The organism is Bacteroides sp. Marseille-P3684 (assembly GCF_900291465.1).
GTDB lineage: Bacteria > Bacteroidota > Bacteroidia > Bacteroidales > Bacteroidaceae > Phocaeicola_A.
This window is the reverse complement of sequence record NZ_LT985808.1, coordinates 1930709-1948831: the sequence shown is the minus strand read 5'-3', so window position 1 is coordinate 1948831 and position 18123 is coordinate 1930709. Positions and strand designations below refer to the sequence as shown.

Sequence of the window (18123 nt, the reverse complement as noted above, 5' to 3'; positions counted from 1 at the left end):
ATTTGCACGCAAACAAGGTCAAATCATGTGTAAAGAAAAGCTCTTTGCGGGACTCCTCGGTGTGCTATTCCTGCTCCTCTCCGGCTGTGCCAACCGACAACAGACGGCTGACCATGCGGAAGCTACCACCGACCTGCCGGCCATCCGACAAAGGGGTGAGCTGGTCGCTCTCACATTGTACAGCTCTACCTCCTACTTCAATTATCGCGGGGAGCCGATGGGATTCCAGTATGAACTGTGCAGACAGTTCGCCGACTCACTGGGAGTGACGCTCAAGGTGAAAGTTGCCAACAGTCCGGAAGAACTCATCCGCAAACTGCAACAAGGGGAAGGAGATCTCATTGCCTATAACCTGAATGTCACCAATGAACGGAAAGACAGCATCCTCTTCTGCGGAGAAGAAAACCTGAGCCATCAGGTCCTGGTTCAACGTGCCGGACGGAATGCACTGAAAGACGTGACCGAGATGCCCGGCAAAACCATCCATGTCAAACCGGGACGCTACCAGCAACGGCTGGAGAATCTCAACAACGAACTGGGAGGAGGTATCCTCATCCATCCGGTGACCGAAGACAGTATCTCGGAAGAAGACCTCATCGAACAGGTAGCATTGGGACAGATAGACTACACCATCTGCGACAATGAAGTGGCAAAGGTCAACCGGACCTACTATTCCAACCTGGACATCCGTCTGAATGTCAGCTTCGTGCAACGTTCTTCCTGGGCCGTCCGGAAAGATGAGCCGCTCCTGGCACAAGCAGCCAACGAATGGTTCAAACGCAACAAGACATCCAATGCCTACCAGAGCAGTGCCAAGCGTTACTTCGAACAGAGCAAACGCATTGCTCACGGCTCCATCCTGTCGGTAAAGAAAGGACAGATTTCACGTTTTGACTCGCTGTTCAGGCACTATGCCAGGCGAATCGACTGGGACTGGCGGTTACTGGCCTCACTGGCTTACGCTGAATCGAACTTTGACCCGACGGTCGTTTCATGGGCAGGAGCAAGGGGGCTGATGCAGCTGATGCCCCGAACGGCAAGAATACTGGGAGTCCCTCCCGGTAAGGAGGATGACCCGGAAGAAAGCATCAAGGCAGCCGTCGTCTATATCGGACGCCTGGACAAGAGCTTTGCTTCTGTTGGTGACAAGGAAGAACGCATCAAGTTCATCCTTGCCTCCTACAACGCAGGGGAAGGGCACATCAAAGATGCCATGGCACTTGCTAAAAAATATGGTGCCGACCCGACATGCTGGAAAAACAACGTAGAAAAATACCTGAAGCTGAAAAGTCACGAACGGTACTTCAACGACGAAGTATGCAAGAACGGATACTTCCGCGGCGAAGAGACCTGCCGCTTCGTGAAAGACATCCTCCAACGACACAGACTCTATAAAGACAAGATTAAACATTGACTCACCGATGACAGGAAACGAACTCTTCGAAGAAATTCTCTTTTACCATTGCTCCGACTTAACCCTACGCGAAAAATATATCCGGCTCTATGCCTTGCTCGACCGCCTCTGCAAGCAGCTCACTGCTGACAGCGCCGCCGATTTCTCCAACTTGTTCTCACGACTCCACTATCTCTGCGAACAGCGGGAGATTCCCTCCAAAGCTATCGAAGTGTTCCGTATCCATGGGAAACAGGCCCAACAGACACGCCTGTCCCCCCGCTCCTTCCCCCTTACGGAAGAAGACTATCTTTACGACCTGAAAGCCCTTTGCGAACTGGTCAGCCGTCTCTCTTCCGAAGCGATTCCGGGAAGCCTGCTGCACGACCTGCCCCGGCAATGGAGACCCCTGCCGACCTCCACCTATCAGAGTGAAGAGCGCAAGCGGATGCGCGTGGTCGTCGTCCGTTGGGACCAGGACTTCATCTATGCCTACGACGAAGCCTTCCCGTCCGACGAACCGTTTCCCGTTATCTGCCCGGAAGCCTTCGAATCCCTCCGCACTCAACTGTTCGAGGGTGCCCAGCTCAACCTGCTGGCAGTACACACCGACGAAGCAGGTGTCCTGTCTCCGGAAATCATTGTCTTTGAACCGGACTACCTGATAGACATCAGCGCGCTGGCTGCCTGCTACACCAACTACGGAAGCAGTCCGTTGCAATACCTGGTCAATAAACTCATTCCACGGGAGACTTCCTTTTATACCTTATTAGGTAATGCAGCCAATCAGTTCCTAGACGACTGTGTGAACGAACGTCCCGAGTCTCCCGCTACTTTTGAGAGTTCCATCCAGAAGGCATTCCGTGCCAATGTCATGGAATACTGTACTTGTCCGGATATCCAGCAGGACTATTTCACACGTGCCCACATGCAGTTCAACCATATCCACCGGACAGTTGCCCAGTCATTCATCACCCGCGAATGCCGCATCGACAAGAACCGAGCAGTCCTGGAACCTTCCTTTTTGTGCGAGAGCCTGGGACTTCAGGGGCGCATGGACCTGCTGCAAAGCGATGGAAGAAACCTCATCGAACTGAAATCCGGGAAAGCGGAGGAATGGGGCGGCGAACAACGCTCCAAGGAAAGCCATGCCCTGCAAATGGCCCTGTACAAGGAGGTACTTTATTACAACCTGGACATTCCGCGGGAAGAAGTACACTCGTTCCTCTTCTACTCGGTCTACCCGAAACTGTTCCTTGAACGAAGTTCTAAAGCACAAATACAGCGTGCCATCGACCTGCGTAACCGCATCGTCGGTAACGAACTGCTGATTAAAAACGGCCATCCTGACAAAGTGCTGTCCCAGCTGACTCCGGAGAACCTCAATGAGAATGGAGACACCTCCAAACTCTGGGTACAGTGGCAACGCCCCAAGCTTGCCCGGCAACTGGCACCCCTCGAAGCCATGCAAGGGACAGTGGCAGCCTACTTCAACCACTTCCTCACCTTCATTGCCAAGGAACAATTCCTGTCAAAGACCGGAGACTCGCAGCCGGATTCTTCCCGAGGATTCTCCGACCTGTGGAATGCCAGTCTGTCCACCAAACAAGCCGGAGGAAACATCCTGACCGACTTGCGCATCATCCGCATGGAAGACAACGAAGGCATCGAACTGATTGCCCTATCCGTACCGGACTACGACGAAAGTTTTCTGCCCAACTTCCGTCAGGGAGATATCGTCCTGCTCTACGAACGGAATGCCGATACCGATAACGCCACCAACCGTCAGGTATTCCGAGGCAACATCGAGTCCATCAACGATCATGAGGTATGTCTGCGACTACGCCACAAACAACGGAACACCCAAGTATTTTCGTCAGGCAGCCTGTATGCCTTGGAGCACGACTTCATGGACAGCTCCTTTAATAACCTGTATCAGGGACTGTACACATTCCTCACCGCCCCTGAATCGCGTCGTCAGCTCATTTTGGGACTGCGGAAGCCGGGAATATGCTGCCAGCGTACCCTCAACGGACATTACAAGAATGAACAAATCGACCAGATTGTTCTGCAAGCCAAGCAAGCAGAGGACTATTTCCTCCTTATCGGTCCTCCCGGTACAGGCAAAACCTCGGTTGCCTTGAAAAGCATGGTAGAGGAGTTCTGTTCCGAACCCGGTTATAACATCCTGCTCCTCTCCTACACCAACCGTGCCGTCGATGAAATCTGCGAGATGCTGGAAAGTATCGCCGATACACCCGACTATGTGCGCATCGGTAGCAGCCTTTCCTGCGAACAGCGTTTCCATCCCCGCCTGCTGCAGAACGTCATTGCATCGTGCCCGAACCGTGGAATGATACGCCAAGCCATTGAGAACATCCATATCTTTGTCGGAACGACAGCGTCCGTCATGGGTAAAGCGGACCTGTTCAAGCTCAAACAGTTTCAGGTTGCCATCATCGACGAAGCCTCCCAGATTCTGGAACCGCAGCTGCTGGGCATCCTCTGTGCCCACAACGGAACCGGGCAATGTGCCATCAATAAGTTTATCCTGGTCGGGGACCACAAACAGCTGCCTGCCGTCGTACTTCAATCAGAGAAAGATTCCAAGGTCCATGACCCCGCCCTGCATGCCATTGGGCTGACCGACCGACGCAACTCCTTCTTTGAACGGCTCTATCATCTACAACAGATACATCCGATGGAAGGCATTGTGGCAATGCTCAACCGGCAAGGACGCATGCACCCTGCCATCAGCGACTTTGCAAACCGTCATTTCTATGGAGGCAGACTGGGGATTGTCCCTGTTCCTCACCAGACAGCAGAACTGGAATTCGGTCTATGCCCCACAGCCGAAACGCATCCCTTGCAGTATTTCGTAGCTCATACCCGCACGGGATTCATGGCATCCCATACACCTCCGGCAGCCGACTCCAATAAAATCAATCGGGAAGAAGCCCACATCACCGCCTCTCTGGTGCAAAGCATCCACGCGTTATGCCGGACCAATCTGCTTCCCTTCCATGCGAAGGAACGTATCGGCATCATTGTGCCCTTCCGCAACCAGATAGCTCTTATCCGCCACGAATTGCGCAAAATGGATATTCCGGAAGCCGACGAAATCACCATTGATACCGTGGAACGTTATCAAGGAAGCCAACGCGACATCATTATTTACTCTACGACCATCAGCCAACGCTATCAGCTGGACATACTCAGCGTACCCGTCCGTGATGGCGAGCTATGGATTGATCGCAAACTGAACGTCGCCATTACGCGAGCCAAAAAGCAATTCTTTCTAACCGGAAACTATGATTTATTGATACAGAATGACATCTACCGGGATTTCCTGAGCACACTGACGCCCTATGAAGGTATTGTGCCCTAACCAGATAAAAAAAGATAATAGACAGGAAAATTATTCGTTCATACGCTCCATGTTTTCCTGAGCGACAGACATAAACTCCTTCACCAAGAAGTGCTCTTTGAACGAAGCGGGTGCCTTATCCATGATTTGTTGAATTTCAGGAGTCACCACCGGATAGGGCATATTACTGGCAATCAAGGCAAACACTCCGACACTCAATACGTTGTCAAAATTGCCCGTAATGAAGTCAACAACCAGTTTACTCATTTCATCGGACAATTTCTTGCCTTCACGGTTTACCATTTCATGAGCCTCGTCCGGGTTCTCACCGTTCAGAATCATCTGGCTCTCCTTATGAAAGAGTTCCTGTACCTTGTTTTCCAATTCACTTTGTTTATGGAGAAAATCATAAAGCTTCTCATTCAGCGGTGTACCATCCACCTTGGTTTCAGTGCCGCTCATGGTCACTTTCATCGTACCCTTCTCAACGACCAGTGGCAGAATTGCCATGTTGTCCATGAATAAAGTAGCCATCATCGTCGAGTCAGCCTCTCCTTTCATGGAGAACTCCCCATGAATGACCTCGCAAGAATCTATGCTATGCCACACTTTGTCGGCATTCAGGACCTTCACATAAAGCATCCTTCCATCCAGGCCGGCATCCGAAGCAGAACCTTCAATCTTATATTTATTGCATGAGGTCAATAGCAAAAGCACCAACGAAAGTAACAGATATTTATTCATAACTCCATGTTCCATAAATACAATTCATTTGGAGCGACAAAAGTACAACCATTCGAATAGAGGCAGAAAGTTTTTATTATTAATTAAAATAATCCCTACACATTTAGGTCTAATTAAAATTTTTCCTTCTCCATCTCAGCAGGTATGCGAAAGGCTGTATAAAGTTCTAAAATAGCGGCTATGGTCAAACAGACAATCCATTCATTACGATGCAGGGTAAACATGCAGACCGAAGTAACCAAAAGCAACAGTGCACCAAATATCTGCTGACGTCGCAACCGACGAATCACCAGGTTGTTTCCTTCGTAACGTGACATTAACTGTGCGATGGCAAACAACACGGCACCCACCGTATACAGATAGGGAGAAAGCAACCAGCCGGTAATATATGACCCGGCACCAATTAAAATCAACACGGCTCCCACCGCAGCCATGTAACCAAGAAGCTTTTTATTCATACGTTCATTCAGTCTTTTCAAAAATGTAAATATCCTCATCGGGCGACTTCATCAGATAGCGTTCACGTGCCACCTTCTCAATTCCGTCAGGGCTGGATTGCAGTTCATCCAACCGCTCCGTATCCCGTTCAAACATTTCCCGATAATGGTTGATTTCCTTACGGAGCGTAATGATCTCATATTGATATTTGGCACGGCGTATCAGGTTGTTTTCGTCAATGAAACCAATCACAATAACGAAAGCAACAGTAGTAATCAGGTATTTATGTCGGCGGATGAAGTTCCATCCCCTAACTAATTTATTCATAACAGATTTGCCATTTTAAATCCTTGCAAAGATAGAAAGTTTTCGAGAGGAAGAAGCTATAAAAACAATTTATTTAATGTACATTTGCAACCAACTTAGACTAAAATTGCCATTTGGATGGAAAACTATATTGTATCAGCCCGAAAATATCGTCCTGCAACGTTTGACTCCGTTGTCGGGCAGAAAGCGCTGACCACCACGCTCAAGAATGCAATCCTCACGCAGAAACTGGCGCATGCCTATCTTTTCTGTGGTCCTCGCGGCGTCGGGAAAACCACGTGTGCCCGCATCTTTGCCAAGACGATCAACTGCCTGCACCTGACACCGGAGGGCGAAGCCTGCAACGAATGCGAATCGTGCCGTGCCTTCAACGAACAACGCTCCTTCAACATCCATGAGCTGGATGCCGCCTCAAACAACTCGGTAGAAGATATACGTTCGCTCATCGAACAGGTACGCATTCCGCCTCAAATAGGCAACTATAAGGTCTATATCATTGACGAGGTGCACATGCTGTCACAAGCTGCATTCAATGCTTTTCTGAAAACATTGGAAGAGCCTCCCCATCATGCCATCTTCATCCTTGCTACCACAGAAAAGCACAAGATTCTCCCGACTATCCTCTCCCGATGCCAGATTTACGATTTCAACCGCATCAGTGTCAACGATACGGTCGAACACCTGCTCTATGTGGCACAAAAGGAGAACATACAGGTAGAGCCTGAAGCTTTGAACGTAATTGCACAAAAAGCAGATGGTGGCATGCGTGACGCACTCTCCATCTTTGATCAGGTTGTCAGTTTCACACAAGGCAATGTTACTTACAAGAGTGTCATCGCCAACTTGAACGTACTGGATTACGAATATTACTTCCAGATGACCGATCTGATTCTTGGGAATAAAGTGTCCGATGCCATGATGCTCTTCAACACAATTCTCAGCAAAGGATTCGACGGAAGCCATTTCATCACCGGACTGGGAGCACACTTCCGCGACCTGCTGGTCAGTCGTGATCAGGTGACCCTGCCTCTGCTGGAAGTAAGCGACAGTGTCCGTCAACGATATCAGGAACAAGCCTTGCGCTGTGCCCCCAAGTTCCTCTACCGGGCCATGAAGCTTTGTAACGACTGTGACTTGAACTACCGTATCAGTAAGAACAAGCGCCTCCTTGTAGAACTGACGCTCATACAGTTGGCACAACTCACCAGTGACGACGAAGCGCCTGGTGTGGGGCAATGCCCTACACGAGCATTAAAACCCATATTCACTAAACAGGCTGCCACGCAACCCTCAGCGCCGGCAGCCACCTCATCGGTTCAACAGACTGCGCCGACCAAACCTGCACATGTTTCACAGTCTGGTCCGGCATCGGCTGCCACACAGCCTCAACAAGCACAATCGTCCCAACACCAGGCTCCTACCCCTGAGTCAAAAGCCGAGAACAAGATTCCGAAGGTGAAATTTGGTAATTTAGGAGTCTCTATTAAAAGTCCACACCCGGCGTCTACAGCCGAAAAACAGCAGCCTGCAACTACGACTACCCCGGCTACCGTTCAGGAGGATTACATCTTTAATGAGAAAGACCTCCGTTTTTATTGGTTTGAATACGCCAATCTCCTGCCGGTAGAAGAAGCGGCCAATGCCGGACGCATGAAAGCCATGACTCCTCACCTGCTGAATGACACAACGTTCGAGGTAATGGTTGACAATGAAATTGTTGAAAAATACATGAAGGATATGATACCGCAAATACAAGCACATTTGCGCAAACAGCTTCATAACTCAAAAATCACCATGACGGTGCGTATCAGTACGCCTCAGGAACTCACCAAGGCATACAACCGCGTGGAACAGTTCCAAATGATGAACCAGAAAAATCCTAATTTGCAACTTTTGCGCGAAGCATTCGGACTGGAGTTCTCCTGATACGCTATCCCTGAGCCACTGAGCCGCCCCGCTCCCGGCTCATCAGACAAGACCAAAACAAAAAAAGGATAAATTGTCATTTCTAACAATCTATCCTCATTTTAGTTGCGGAGGCCTGACTCGAACAGACGACCTTTGGGTTATGAGCCCAACGAGCTACCAACTGCTCCACTCCGCGATGTTTATCAATTGCTTTGTTTCTCAATTGCGATGCAAAGGTACGGCTTTTTTTGTTACTAGCAAACATTTGCAGCACTTTTTTTGCAGCTTTTTAAATACAACATCGATAGAACACTAATAAACAACAAATTAGCAGTTGAATATTCATGAGATTTTTTTGTCTGTTTTTCCACCAGAGCCTCACTGAAGAAGCGTAATCGGACTATAACTTCCATTCTGAAGAAAGCGAGAAGAATATCCACAATCCTTTTGTAAATAAAAAGAAATGTACTATTTTCGCCAATGATTTACATTAATAATAAGTATACGGAAGGGAATTCTCTATGGCGATATCTAAAACAAGGAATCTTTTAGTCGAGGTGGCAAGACAGTTGTTTGCCAGGAAAGGAGTAGATGACACCACGATGAATGACATTGCTTTGGCTTCCAAAAAGGGAAGACGTACCTTATATACTTATTTCAAAAGCAAGGAAGACATTTACTGGGCCGTCATAGAATCAGAACTGAACCGACTTTCTGAAGAAATGAAAACGGTAGTTGTCAAGAACATCCCACCCGACGAAAAGATCCTGGAGCTCATTTATACCCGCTTGAGTATTGTGAAGGAAGTGGTTTACCGCAACGGAACACTCAAAGCATCCTTCTTCCGCGATATCTGGACTGTGGAAACATGCCGGAAAGAATTCGACAAACAGGAAATCCAGCTATACAGGGACATCCTGACAGAAGGAAATGAAAAAGGGGTATTTCATATAGAGAATGTCAACCTGGTGGCAGATATCCTGCACTATTCCATCAAAGGCATTGAAATCCCATACATCCGTGGACTGATTGGAGACGGAGTCCCTGACGAAGAGAGTAAAAGATGCGTTGAGAAGCTGGTCTTCGGAGCTTTGGGAAAAATGGAATGAACAAGAATTACTTATCACTAATAAATACGAAAAACTATGGGTTTACTAACTGGAAAGACTGCAATCGTGACCGGTGCTGCACGCGGCATTGGCAAGGCGATTGCACTGAAGTTTGCAGCTGAAGGTGCAAACATTGCTTTTACTGACTTGGTGATTGACGAAAACGGGCAAAATACAGAAAAAGAAATTGCCGCTTTTGGCGTGAAAGTGAAGGGTTATGCATCCAACGCTGCCAACTTTGAAGAGACCGAGAAAGTTGTCAACCAAATCAAAGAGGATTTTGGTTCGGTGGATATCCTGGTGAACAATGCAGGTATTACCAAAGATGGTCTGATGATGCGTATGAGCGAGGCTCAATGGGATGCGGTAATCGCCGTGAACTTGAAATCTGCCTTCAACTTCATTCATGCGTGCACACCCATCATGATGCGTCAGAAATCAGGAAGCATCATCAACATGGCCTCAGTTGTCGGTGTACATGGCAATGCCGGACAGTGCAACTACTCAGCTTCCAAAGCTGGAATGATCGGCTTGGCAAAATCCATCGCACAAGAGTTGGGTTCACGTGGCATCCGCGCCAACGCCATCGCTCCGGGATTCATCATTACCGATATGACGGCCAAGCTGTCTGAGGAAGTAAAGGCCGAATGGTGCAAGAAGATTCCTCTCCGTCGTGGAGGTACCCCTGAAGATGTAGCAAACATTGCTACCTTCCTGGCTTCCGACATGTCTTCCTATGTCAGCGGACAGGTAATCCAGGTGGATGGCGGCATGAACATGTAAGCTGCATGAAAGTCATCTACGAAGACAACCACATCATTGTCGTCAGCAAAACGGCTTCTGAAATTGTCCAGGGAGACAAAACGGGGGATACACCGCTATCAGAACTGGTGAAACATTACCTGAAGGAGAAATACAATAAACCCGGGAATGTGTTCATCGGTGTAACCCACCGCCTTGACCGTCCGGTAAGCGGACTTGTGGTGTTTGCCAAGACCAGCAAGGCACTGGCACGCTTGAACGAGATGTTCAAGAATGGTGATGTACACAAGACGTATTGGGCGATTGTGAAGAATTGCCCACAAGAGACCGAAGCAACTCTGGAGCATTACCTGGTGCGTAACGAGAAACAGAACAAATCGTATGCATACGACCGTGAGAAGCCCGGAGCGAAGAAAGCCATCCTGCACTATAAGCTCATTGGCCATTCGGATAATTACTTCTTGCTGGAAGTTGATTTGAAGACAGGGCGCCATCACCAGATACGTTGCCAACTGGCAAAGATCGGATGTCCCATCAAGGGAGATTTGAAATACGGATTTCCCCGTTCCAACCCCGATGGAAGCATCTGCCTGCATGCACGTCGGGTGAGCTTCATACATCCTGTCTCCAAGGAGCTGATTGAGCTGGAGGCCCCCTTGCCGGAAGGCAATCTGTGGAAAGGTTTTCAATCCTAAATAAAAAAGGTAATGTGAATGGACGTCACATTACCTTTTTTAGTATCATCATATATTCTCCCTTAATTCCCAATCGGTCATTAGACCGATTGGGGCTAATGCTTCATCCGGAAACGATACATCACAATCGGTTGCTTCGTATCACAGCTCTTCTTCACACTGCGGTATACCTCTTCAAACTCATAGTTCGTATGACGTTTGACAAATGATTCATAGTCATTCGGACCAATCAGCAGGTAGCCTTCACGCGGCTGCTCGTTCTCAAACTGGAGTACCCGGTTGTCCAGATAGAAATTCACCGTGAAGTAACGCATCATATCAATGGAAATGTAACTGTATAAATTACCTTCTGGCACTTGCGCACGGATGTCTTCCGCAATGGGCTTGTCCGACTTGGCATTCATCACCTCCGGCTGGTAGACCGAATCGAGCGAGATATAGATGGTGAAGACAAGTCCCAACACGGGATAAAGCAAGGCGCGCTTCTCCCTTACATACTTCACGAAAATAAAGATTGCCACGACGGGAAGTACGATGTAGACCCAATGTATCCAGTCAATCGGCGTAGTCTCCATAATATGGACAATCAGCCCAAAGCTTGACTCTGCCTTATCAGCCGGGATGAACTTGGACACCACACCGCCTTTAATGAGGAAAAAGGCAAGCATCGGCAGAAAAGCGACAACAGACAGTATGACGCCATAGGCACGCAACAACGGCGACCGTCTGCCCGACAACCCAAGCAGGAACTCTGCCAGGAAATAAGCGAGGAAGGGATAAATGGGAAGAAGGTAGGTGCTGCGCTTGCTCTTGGGAATGCAGTAGAACACGAAGATAAGAACAATGCTCAACAGGGAGAAAAGCCGCGCCTCATCCATTTCCCGGATATAAGTCTTGAACGACTGCCACCAATGCTTCGGACGTTGCCAGGCACGCAACCGACGGATCGCCCACGGCAATGCCATGACAAGCAACAAGGTGTATGGCACATACCCCGACAGGACCGTGATGAAATTATAGTGCATGCCATGCACGTGCGACTCATAGCTCATCTTGCCCATGAAACGCCCGAAATTCTCTTCCATCACCAGATTGAAGAATTCCTCCCCTCCCTGTTGGTAGGCCGCAATATACCACACCGCCGGCAACACACAGGACGCCACGGCAATCACAGCCATCTTACCGACCGCATACCAGAAGCGGCGTCCTCTGAGAAGCATGAATACTCCTGTCACCAGACAAGGCAGGATGATGCCTACCGGACCTTTGGTCAACGTCGCACAGCTCATCCACAGCACCGCCCAATAGGGGAAACCGCGTCCGCCCCTCTCCTGCCAACGGAAGAGCTGCAGCAAGGCAAGCACGATGAAGAGTGTCAACACCATATCCACGCGACAGGCCCATCCGCCACGATGCACCTCAAAAGCTGTAAGGGTGACCAGAGCTGTCACCAATGCCACTTCCGTTCCTCGCCGGCGGGAATAAAACAAGTAGACACAGACGACCATCAGAATCATGGCAAGCGCTGACGGCAACCGCGAGGTATATTCCGTCACCTGTCCGGCAAGGGTTGAGAAGGCTGCGATACACCAATGGAAGAACGGGGGTTTGTAGGCGATATCTCCACCATTGTTGATGGGGAGAATCCAGTTGTCCGTCTGGAGCATCGACACTGCCACAATGGCTTCACGCGGCTCCCCCTTGCTTTGGAACAAGGTTTCCCCCAGGAAGGGGAACACCGTAACGATGCAGACGCAGAGAAGAATCAATAAGAATGTTTTATTTTTCATTTACACGATAGATTGAGTTAGACACTGTCTGTACACGGGGACACATCGCATGCCGTCCCTCTCAGATACCGACAACGCGGATGATGCAAGGTTCATCTCCCGAGATTGTTTCAGGGACTGCACAACCTGCGTCATCCGCGTCGTCTGCGTAAAAAAGAGTAAGTACATTTATTTCTTTTCACCGAAATATTTCATGAACTGCGTGCGCTCAAAGGCATTCACCTGCTCGGGGTCCTTGGCAGCCATCATGCCCTTGAACTGGCCGACGGTCTCATAACCGTGCAGTGCCATCCAGTCGCGCATGGCTTCCAGCATGGGATAAATGGCTTTTGCACCCTCCTTATACAGTGCGCTGCATACTTCCACAGCTGAAGCACCCACCAGGATACTCTTGACGATGTCCCGTCCGGAAGTCACACCTCCGGATGCCGCATAGTCTATGCGTCCCACTGCTCCGGAGGCAATGCCTATCCAACGCAGGGAGTTGGCAAGCTCACTCTCGTGACTGAGCACGTGGCCGGCAGTATATTCCAGCTTGTCGATGTCAATATCCGTATGATAGAAGCGGTTGAACAACACCACGGCTGCTGCCCCGTTGGCTTGAAGCTGTGCGATGAGCTTCACGGGATTCGTCAGGTTGCTTCCGAGCTTGACGATGACCGGCACATGCACCTGCTCCCTCACGTGTTTCAGGATATCAATGTGACGCTGTTCAAAGGAACCGTATTGATAATCCACGGATGCCTGGAGCGCCATCAGGTTCAGCTCGATAGCATCCGCTCCGGCCTGTTCGATCACCTTGGCATACTCTTCCCATTCGCGGTCCGTGTAGCAGTTGATGCTGGCGATCACAGGAATCGTGCATACCTTCTTGGTCTCTTTCACCAGACGGGTATATTCATCCAGGTAGTGGGCACGAAGGTAGCCCTGCAAGTAGTCACCCGCCTCGGGGTAGTCCGTCTCGGCTGCATGATGGGCGGCCTGCCACATGATCTGTTCTTCGAAAAGCGATTTAAGGACGATGGCGCCTGCCCCCGCCTGCTCCAGCTGACGGTTCTTCTCGGCACTATCGGTCAATCCCGAACTGCTGACAATGAACGGATTCTTCAAGTCCAGTCCGGCAAAGGTGGTTTTCAGTCTTTCCATTATTTGAGCTTTTTAGTTCTTAAGTCTTTCTGTGAGCGGGCTTACGGGTCAACCGCCCACCGCGCTATGCTGCAAAGGTACAACAATAATAAAGAATGCGTACGCAGCCGATGGATTTTTACACCCTCTCGGAAGCATCTTTTTGCAAGACTAACTCCAGCCGTCTCCATTCATCTTCAAAATTCGGGGTGAACACTCCCTGTCCCAGGTTGGTACGTATTTCGTCCATGCCGGAAGCACAATCATAGCTCGGTTTGTCAAGCAAGAATTTGTGACAGTGGATGTCTCTTTCGAACGGAACATGAATCCTAATTTGGGAACTTTGGTCAACTACGAGGCTTTGGTAAAAGTGACTGATGAGACCCATGCCAAGAGCTATCAATTCAATGGAGCTACAGGAAGTTTCAAAATAGAGAAGGGGGCTTCTGTAGTCGTAGTTGTTGACCAATCAACCATCCGCATTGACGGAAGATACCGTCCGGAAGCAACCGTCGAATACATAGATGTAATAAGCAGTGATGTAAATACTCCAAGAGGAGGGGCGCATGCTGGAGCTGTATCTTTTGTAGCAGAAGCAAATATGAAGGTTATCATCCGTATTTATTATAACCCTATATACTATCCTGGTCTTAATCAGTGAATACACCTATTAATCGAGTAGGAGGAAAACGAAGTAGTTTTCTTCCTACTTTCGTTTTCCGACCTCTCCCACCACCACGCATGCGGTTCCGCACGTGGCGGTTCTTTATTTAGGATACCATTTGAGATACTCGTCATAGAGGGTTGGATAACCGGCAATTTTTAGTCGTTCGTTGGTCATAGAACTGTGTGTTAACCAACTGTCTGCAATACGCCAGTACCCCAGCCGAGTATAACCCCATTCATGGGCTTTCCGTTTAGGGATTCCACATCGAATCAGATTTGATATTCTCGTCTTAGGGTTCTTCCAAGATTTCCATATGCACATTCGTATGCGACGTCGTAACCATTCGTCCGTTTCAAGGAGAAGACGTTTCATATTCGCAAGGCGATAGTAACCTATCCAACCTCTTATATACTCGTTAAGTCTTTGTTTTCTACGCTCATAACCCATTCCGTTGCTACGACCTGTCAGTTCTTTTAGACGGGATTTCATCTTGGCTTTGGATTTGGGATGTACGCACAATTCAAATTTACCTTTGGAGTTATAGAAGGAGTAGCCTAGGTATTTTACCCCTTTGACATATGAGGCTGTCGTCTTTTCTTTGTTCACTCTCAGATGAAGTTGGCCTTCTATAAATCGGATAATGGACTCCTTGGTTTGTTCCGCTGCACTTTTACTTCGGCAGAATATCATTGAATCATCGGCATAGCGGACAAAGGGATGACCTCTTCGGGTCAGCTCCTTGTCAAGTTCATTAAGCATGATGTTGCTTAACAGAGGACTTAGAGGACCACCTTGAGGAGTACCCTCATTGCTCGCCTCAAACATACCATGATTCAGGATTCCGCTGCGGAGATATTTGTGTATAAGACTCACCACTCTTCCATCCTTTATTGTACGGCTCAGTATTTCTATCAGACGACTGTGGCATACTGTATCGAAGAATCGCTCGAGGTCAAGGTCTACTACATATTTGTAACCTGAGTTGACGATGTCTTTCGCTCTGCGTAATGCATCATGGCAGCCACGTCTCGGACGGAAACCGAAACTGTTTCGGCTAAACTGAGCTTCGTAGATGGGGGTTAGTACTTGGTTGATGGCTTGCTGTATCAGTCGGTCGACAACGGTCGGTATTCCCAACTGTCGCATCTTGCCGTTCTCCTTCGGGATTTCCACTCTAAGGACGGGGTTAGGACGGTAGCTACCGTCAAGCAAAGAGCATATCAGATTTTTCTTATTAGCGAGAAGCCATGGGAGAAGTTCATCACATGACATCTTGTCGATACCGCCACAGCCCTTGTTGCTGATTACTGCCTTATAAGCCTTGTTCAGGTTCTCGGGTGTCAGAATTGATTCTAACAGATGCTCTCTGTCAAATGGTACTTCCACGACATTGTCTTCAACCATCCATATGCAGGTCTGCGCTCCCCCATACCATGCAGATTCCGTCCTAGCTCTCTGAGGGCAGCCTACAACTTCAGTTCCAGTTTTGTGCATTCGTTCCCACATACGGTAGTTTTCAGTTATTATCGCTTAAATAAAGTTCTGTCCTTCACAAACTTATCGACACGTTTGTTACTATGACATCTGCTGACTTCTCACGGCAAGCTTTACTCCGCTGATTTCGATTTTTTTTCACTATTCTCATGCGTCCGTGAGACCTCCTCGGATAAGGGTATTAACTTTCCATCTTATGTCCGCTTCATTTACACCAACCGTTCCGAATAGCTATAGGGCTTTGACTTGTTTTGCAGCCTTACCCACGGTCATATGCCTTGTATGAAGTTTCTGTTCGTCAGACCAGATGTTTGCCGCAAGCTTCCTTCAGATTCCACCTCACGATGGACACCCTTGCTATTGGCTGTATGATTCCCGCTATTAGGGCTCATTAGGGACTTGCACCCGTTAGCTAATACTCATGCCGAGCGTACAAAANGACCAGATGTTTGCCGCAAGCTTCCTTCAGATTCCACCTCACGATGGACACCCTTGCTATTGGCTGTATGATTCCCGCTATTAGGGCTCATTAGGGACTTGCACCCGTTAGCTAATACTCATGCCGAGCGTACAAAAAAAAGCCTGAACGGGTCAGGCTTTAATCAGTGAATAGATGAACCGGAGCTTGCGGCGGAGTTCGCCCGTGTCCAGCCCGGAGAGGAACGCCTGCTCGTAGGACAGGCCGTAGAACACCTCGCGGAACATGGCGACCGTTTCCTCAGTGTCCACATCCGCACGGATTTCGCCAGCCGCTTTCGCCTGCTCGATGTTGTCGCGCCACAGCTTGCGGTCTTTCCCGAACAGTTCGGCGAACTTCGCCCGGGCGTCGGGGTAGTACTGCCGCACTTGCATCAGCAGGTGGAAGTAGTAGAAGCTGTAGCTGCACCCCTGCGGGTTGTTGCCGTCGTCCAGCAAGCCAACGATGCGGCGCATGGTGCGCTCCACGCCATCCACGTGGTGGTCGATGAACTCCAGCAGCGTGCCGCCCACGAAGCTGAACTTCTGTTCCGGATCCTGCATGGCTAAGATGTACTTCTCCACCACGGCGTTGAACAGGTCTTGCTTGAAGGGGTAGTAGTATATCAGCCCCCACTTGGACAGCCCGCAAGCCTTGGCGATGGTCACGAGGCTGGCTTTCTCGTAGTTCATCTTGGCGAACACCCGCAAGGCGTTCTCCAATACTTCTTCCCGGTTGGTTATCATGTGCGTAATGAGTTTTATGTTTCGGTGGGCGAAGATAGGGAAGATCGGTGGTTATAGCAAGTGTTTGGCGCAAACGATTAGATGAAATGCAGCCAACCATGTATCTGAGCATACAATAGAGCAATATGACCCAAAGGGGGATAAGAGATGGAATTTATACCGGTTGAATATGAAGAATTGATAATACATCGCATCGAAGAAGAATTTTATCAGTCCTATTGCTTTCATTGCCATTCTGCTTGTTCTAATCCCGCCACCCCAAAGATAGAAATGAATTGGAAGAGCAAACCGTGTGGTGTGAGGAATTTGCGGAAGAGGCGGGTGGAAGCACTGGAAGTTGCCTGAAAAACGTCGTTGCGCCTGTGCGGACAGCCCGTTTATAGGAATTCGTCTATGAACAAGTCCACCGCCTTGCGGATGGTATTTATCGCATCCTTGCGGTCGGGATACGGGGGATAGCTTTGCGTGAAGCCCATGCAGCCTAAGCCGATGGCGGATACTTTCAGTTTGTCTTTTCCTAAGAATCTTGTTTTCATTGCTTTTCCTCCTTTCTGTATGCCTTCCCGAAGCTGGTGCATTTGCCGATGGTCTCACCTGTGCGCAGATAGGTGTAGTTCGGCATCTCGAAGAGTACGGGTTTCAGCTTGTCATAATCGGGCTTACCCTTTTCGTTCAGGCAACCCTCGTCTATATAAGTGTTCGTTATCTTGCAAATGAAGTTGTCGAAAGTGTCCGTCTCGTAATTGTCCATCACCTCGCACTCCATTACCAACGGACTTTCGTCGATTACGGGCGTTCCGGCTTCGCCCAAGTGATACACGAACACATCCGACTTGTCCGCTTTCGCTCCGCTTGTACAGCCCACATAGTCGGCACGCACGAGCATCGCCTCGTTCACCATATTGACGGACACCTTGCCCGTCTGCTTCACACCTTCGTTGGTGTAATGTTTCTTGAACATGCTCAACATGATTTGGTCATGTCCGATGATACCCACGTGGGCAACCAGCAGCCAGTTCACTTTTCCGTTCACTTCCGTACCCACTACCACTGCGGGCGTGGGATACAATGCCAATACATTTCCGATGTTCTTCTTCATTG

15 protein-coding genes, 1 tRNA gene and 1 pseudogene are annotated in these 18123 nt (G+C 49.1%); 7 read left to right on the top strand and 10 right to left on the bottom strand.

The window, feature by feature from the left end:
* Positions 1-25 precede the first annotated feature (25 nt).
* Positions 26-1414, top strand: a complete 1389-nt coding sequence (locus C8275_RS07530) for a transporter substrate-binding domain-containing protein (protein WP_106484680.1) — start codon at positions 26-28, stop codon at positions 1412-1414.
* 7 nt (positions 1415-1421) lie between these two features.
* Complete coding sequence (locus C8275_RS07525) at positions 1422-4781, top strand: AAA domain-containing protein (RefSeq protein ID WP_106484679.1); 3360 nt, start codon at positions 1422-1424, stop codon at positions 4779-4781.
* A gap of 30 nt (positions 4782-4811) precedes the next feature.
* On the opposite strand, the gene C8275_RS07520 is transcribed toward C8275_RS07525, so the two are convergent.
* The 3 genes from C8275_RS07520 to C8275_RS07510 form a co-directional block, all read right to left on the bottom strand.
* Positions 4812-5519, bottom strand: a complete 708-nt coding sequence (locus C8275_RS07520) for a DUF4369 domain-containing protein (RefSeq protein WP_106484678.1) — start codon at positions 5517-5519, stop codon at positions 4812-4814.
* 98 nt (positions 5520-5617) lie between these two features.
* Complete coding sequence (locus tag C8275_RS07515) at positions 5618-5962, bottom strand: hypothetical protein (RefSeq protein WP_106484677.1); 345 nt, start codon at positions 5960-5962, stop codon at positions 5618-5620.
* Positions 5963-5966: 4 nt separating this feature from the next.
* A complete protein-coding gene (locus tag C8275_RS07510) occupies positions 5967-6269 on the bottom strand; it encodes a septum formation initiator family protein (RefSeq protein WP_106484676.1) in 303 nt (100 codons plus the stop codon).
* Between the two features lie 117 nt (positions 6270-6386).
* Here C8275_RS07510 and C8275_RS07505 point away from each other — a divergent pair, with 117 nt between their 5' ends.
* Positions 6387-8195, top strand: coding sequence for a DNA polymerase III subunit gamma/tau (locus tag C8275_RS07505; RefSeq protein WP_106484675.1), 1809 nt, complete (start codon positions 6387-6389; stop codon positions 8193-8195).
* A gap of 105 nt (positions 8196-8300) precedes the next feature.
* Here the strand turns inward: C8275_RS07505 and C8275_RS07500 are convergent.
* Positions 8301-8373 (bottom strand) — tRNA-Met (locus C8275_RS07500).
* A gap of 325 nt (positions 8374-8698) precedes the next feature.
* Between C8275_RS07500 and C8275_RS07495 the strand changes: the two genes are divergently transcribed.
* The 3 genes from C8275_RS07495 to C8275_RS07485 are packed head-to-tail and all read left to right on the top strand — an operon-like array spanning position 8699 to position 10743.
* Complete coding sequence (locus C8275_RS07495) at positions 8699-9286, top strand: TetR/AcrR family transcriptional regulator (protein ID WP_022385998.1); 588 nt, start codon at positions 8699-8701, stop codon at positions 9284-9286.
* Between the two features lie 36 nt (positions 9287-9322).
* A complete protein-coding gene (gene fabG / locus C8275_RS07490) occupies positions 9323-10069 on the top strand; it encodes a 3-oxoacyl-[acyl-carrier-protein] reductase (RefSeq protein ID WP_022385997.1) in 747 nt (248 codons plus the stop codon).
* A 5-nt stretch (positions 10070-10074) separates the two neighbouring features.
* Positions 10075-10743 (top strand): RluA family pseudouridine synthase, encoded by a 669-nt coding sequence (locus C8275_RS07485; protein ID WP_106484674.1) that lies wholly within the window; start codon positions 10075-10077, stop codon positions 10741-10743.
* A gap of 95 nt (positions 10744-10838) precedes the next feature.
* On the opposite strand, the gene C8275_RS07480 is transcribed toward C8275_RS07485, so the two are convergent.
* Together C8275_RS07480 and C8275_RS07475 are read right to left on the bottom strand one after the other, a co-directional pair.
* Entirely contained in the window at positions 10839-12533 is a 1695-nt protein-coding gene (locus C8275_RS07480) for a glycosyltransferase family 39 protein (protein ID WP_199881901.1), read from the bottom strand.
* Between the two features lie 168 nt (positions 12534-12701).
* Positions 12702-13679 carry a dihydroorotate dehydrogenase-like protein gene (locus C8275_RS07475; RefSeq protein ID WP_106484673.1) on the bottom strand — a complete coding sequence of 326 codons (978 nt, stop codon included), beginning with the start codon at positions 13677-13679 and terminating at the stop codon, positions 12702-12704.
* A gap of 301 nt (positions 13680-13980) precedes the next feature.
* On the opposite strand from C8275_RS07475, the gene C8275_RS07470 reads away from it, so the two are divergent.
* Positions 13981-14319 carry a hypothetical protein gene (locus tag C8275_RS07470; protein WP_157948211.1) on the top strand — a complete coding sequence of 113 codons (339 nt, stop codon included), beginning with the start codon at positions 13981-13983 and terminating at the stop codon, positions 14317-14319.
* Between the two features lie 105 nt (positions 14320-14424).
* On the opposite strand, the gene ltrA is transcribed toward C8275_RS07470, so the two are convergent.
* From ltrA to C8275_RS07445, 4 genes and pseudogenes are all read right to left on the bottom strand, one after another.
* Positions 14425-15831, bottom strand: a complete 1407-nt coding sequence (ltrA, locus tag C8275_RS07465; RefSeq protein ID WP_106484671.1) for a group II intron reverse transcriptase/maturase — start codon at positions 15829-15831, stop codon at positions 14425-14427.
* 579 nt (positions 15832-16410) lie between these two features.
* The gene (locus tag C8275_RS07460) at positions 16411-17022 is read right to left on the bottom strand and encodes a TetR/AcrR family transcriptional regulator (RefSeq protein WP_106484670.1); all 612 of its coding nucleotides are present in this window, start codon (positions 17020-17022) and stop codon (positions 16411-16413) included.
* Positions 17023-17399: 377 nt separating this feature from the next.
* Positions 17400-17558 carry a hypothetical protein gene (locus tag C8275_RS07450; RefSeq protein WP_199881899.1) on the bottom strand — a complete coding sequence of 53 codons (159 nt, stop codon included), beginning with the start codon at positions 17556-17558 and terminating at the stop codon, positions 17400-17402.
* Between the two features lie 38 nt (positions 17559-17596).
* Positions 17597-18121 (bottom strand): annotated as a pseudogene (locus C8275_RS07445) (flavin reductase family protein); the annotation flags it as partial.
* Positions 18122-18123 lie beyond the last annotated feature (2 nt).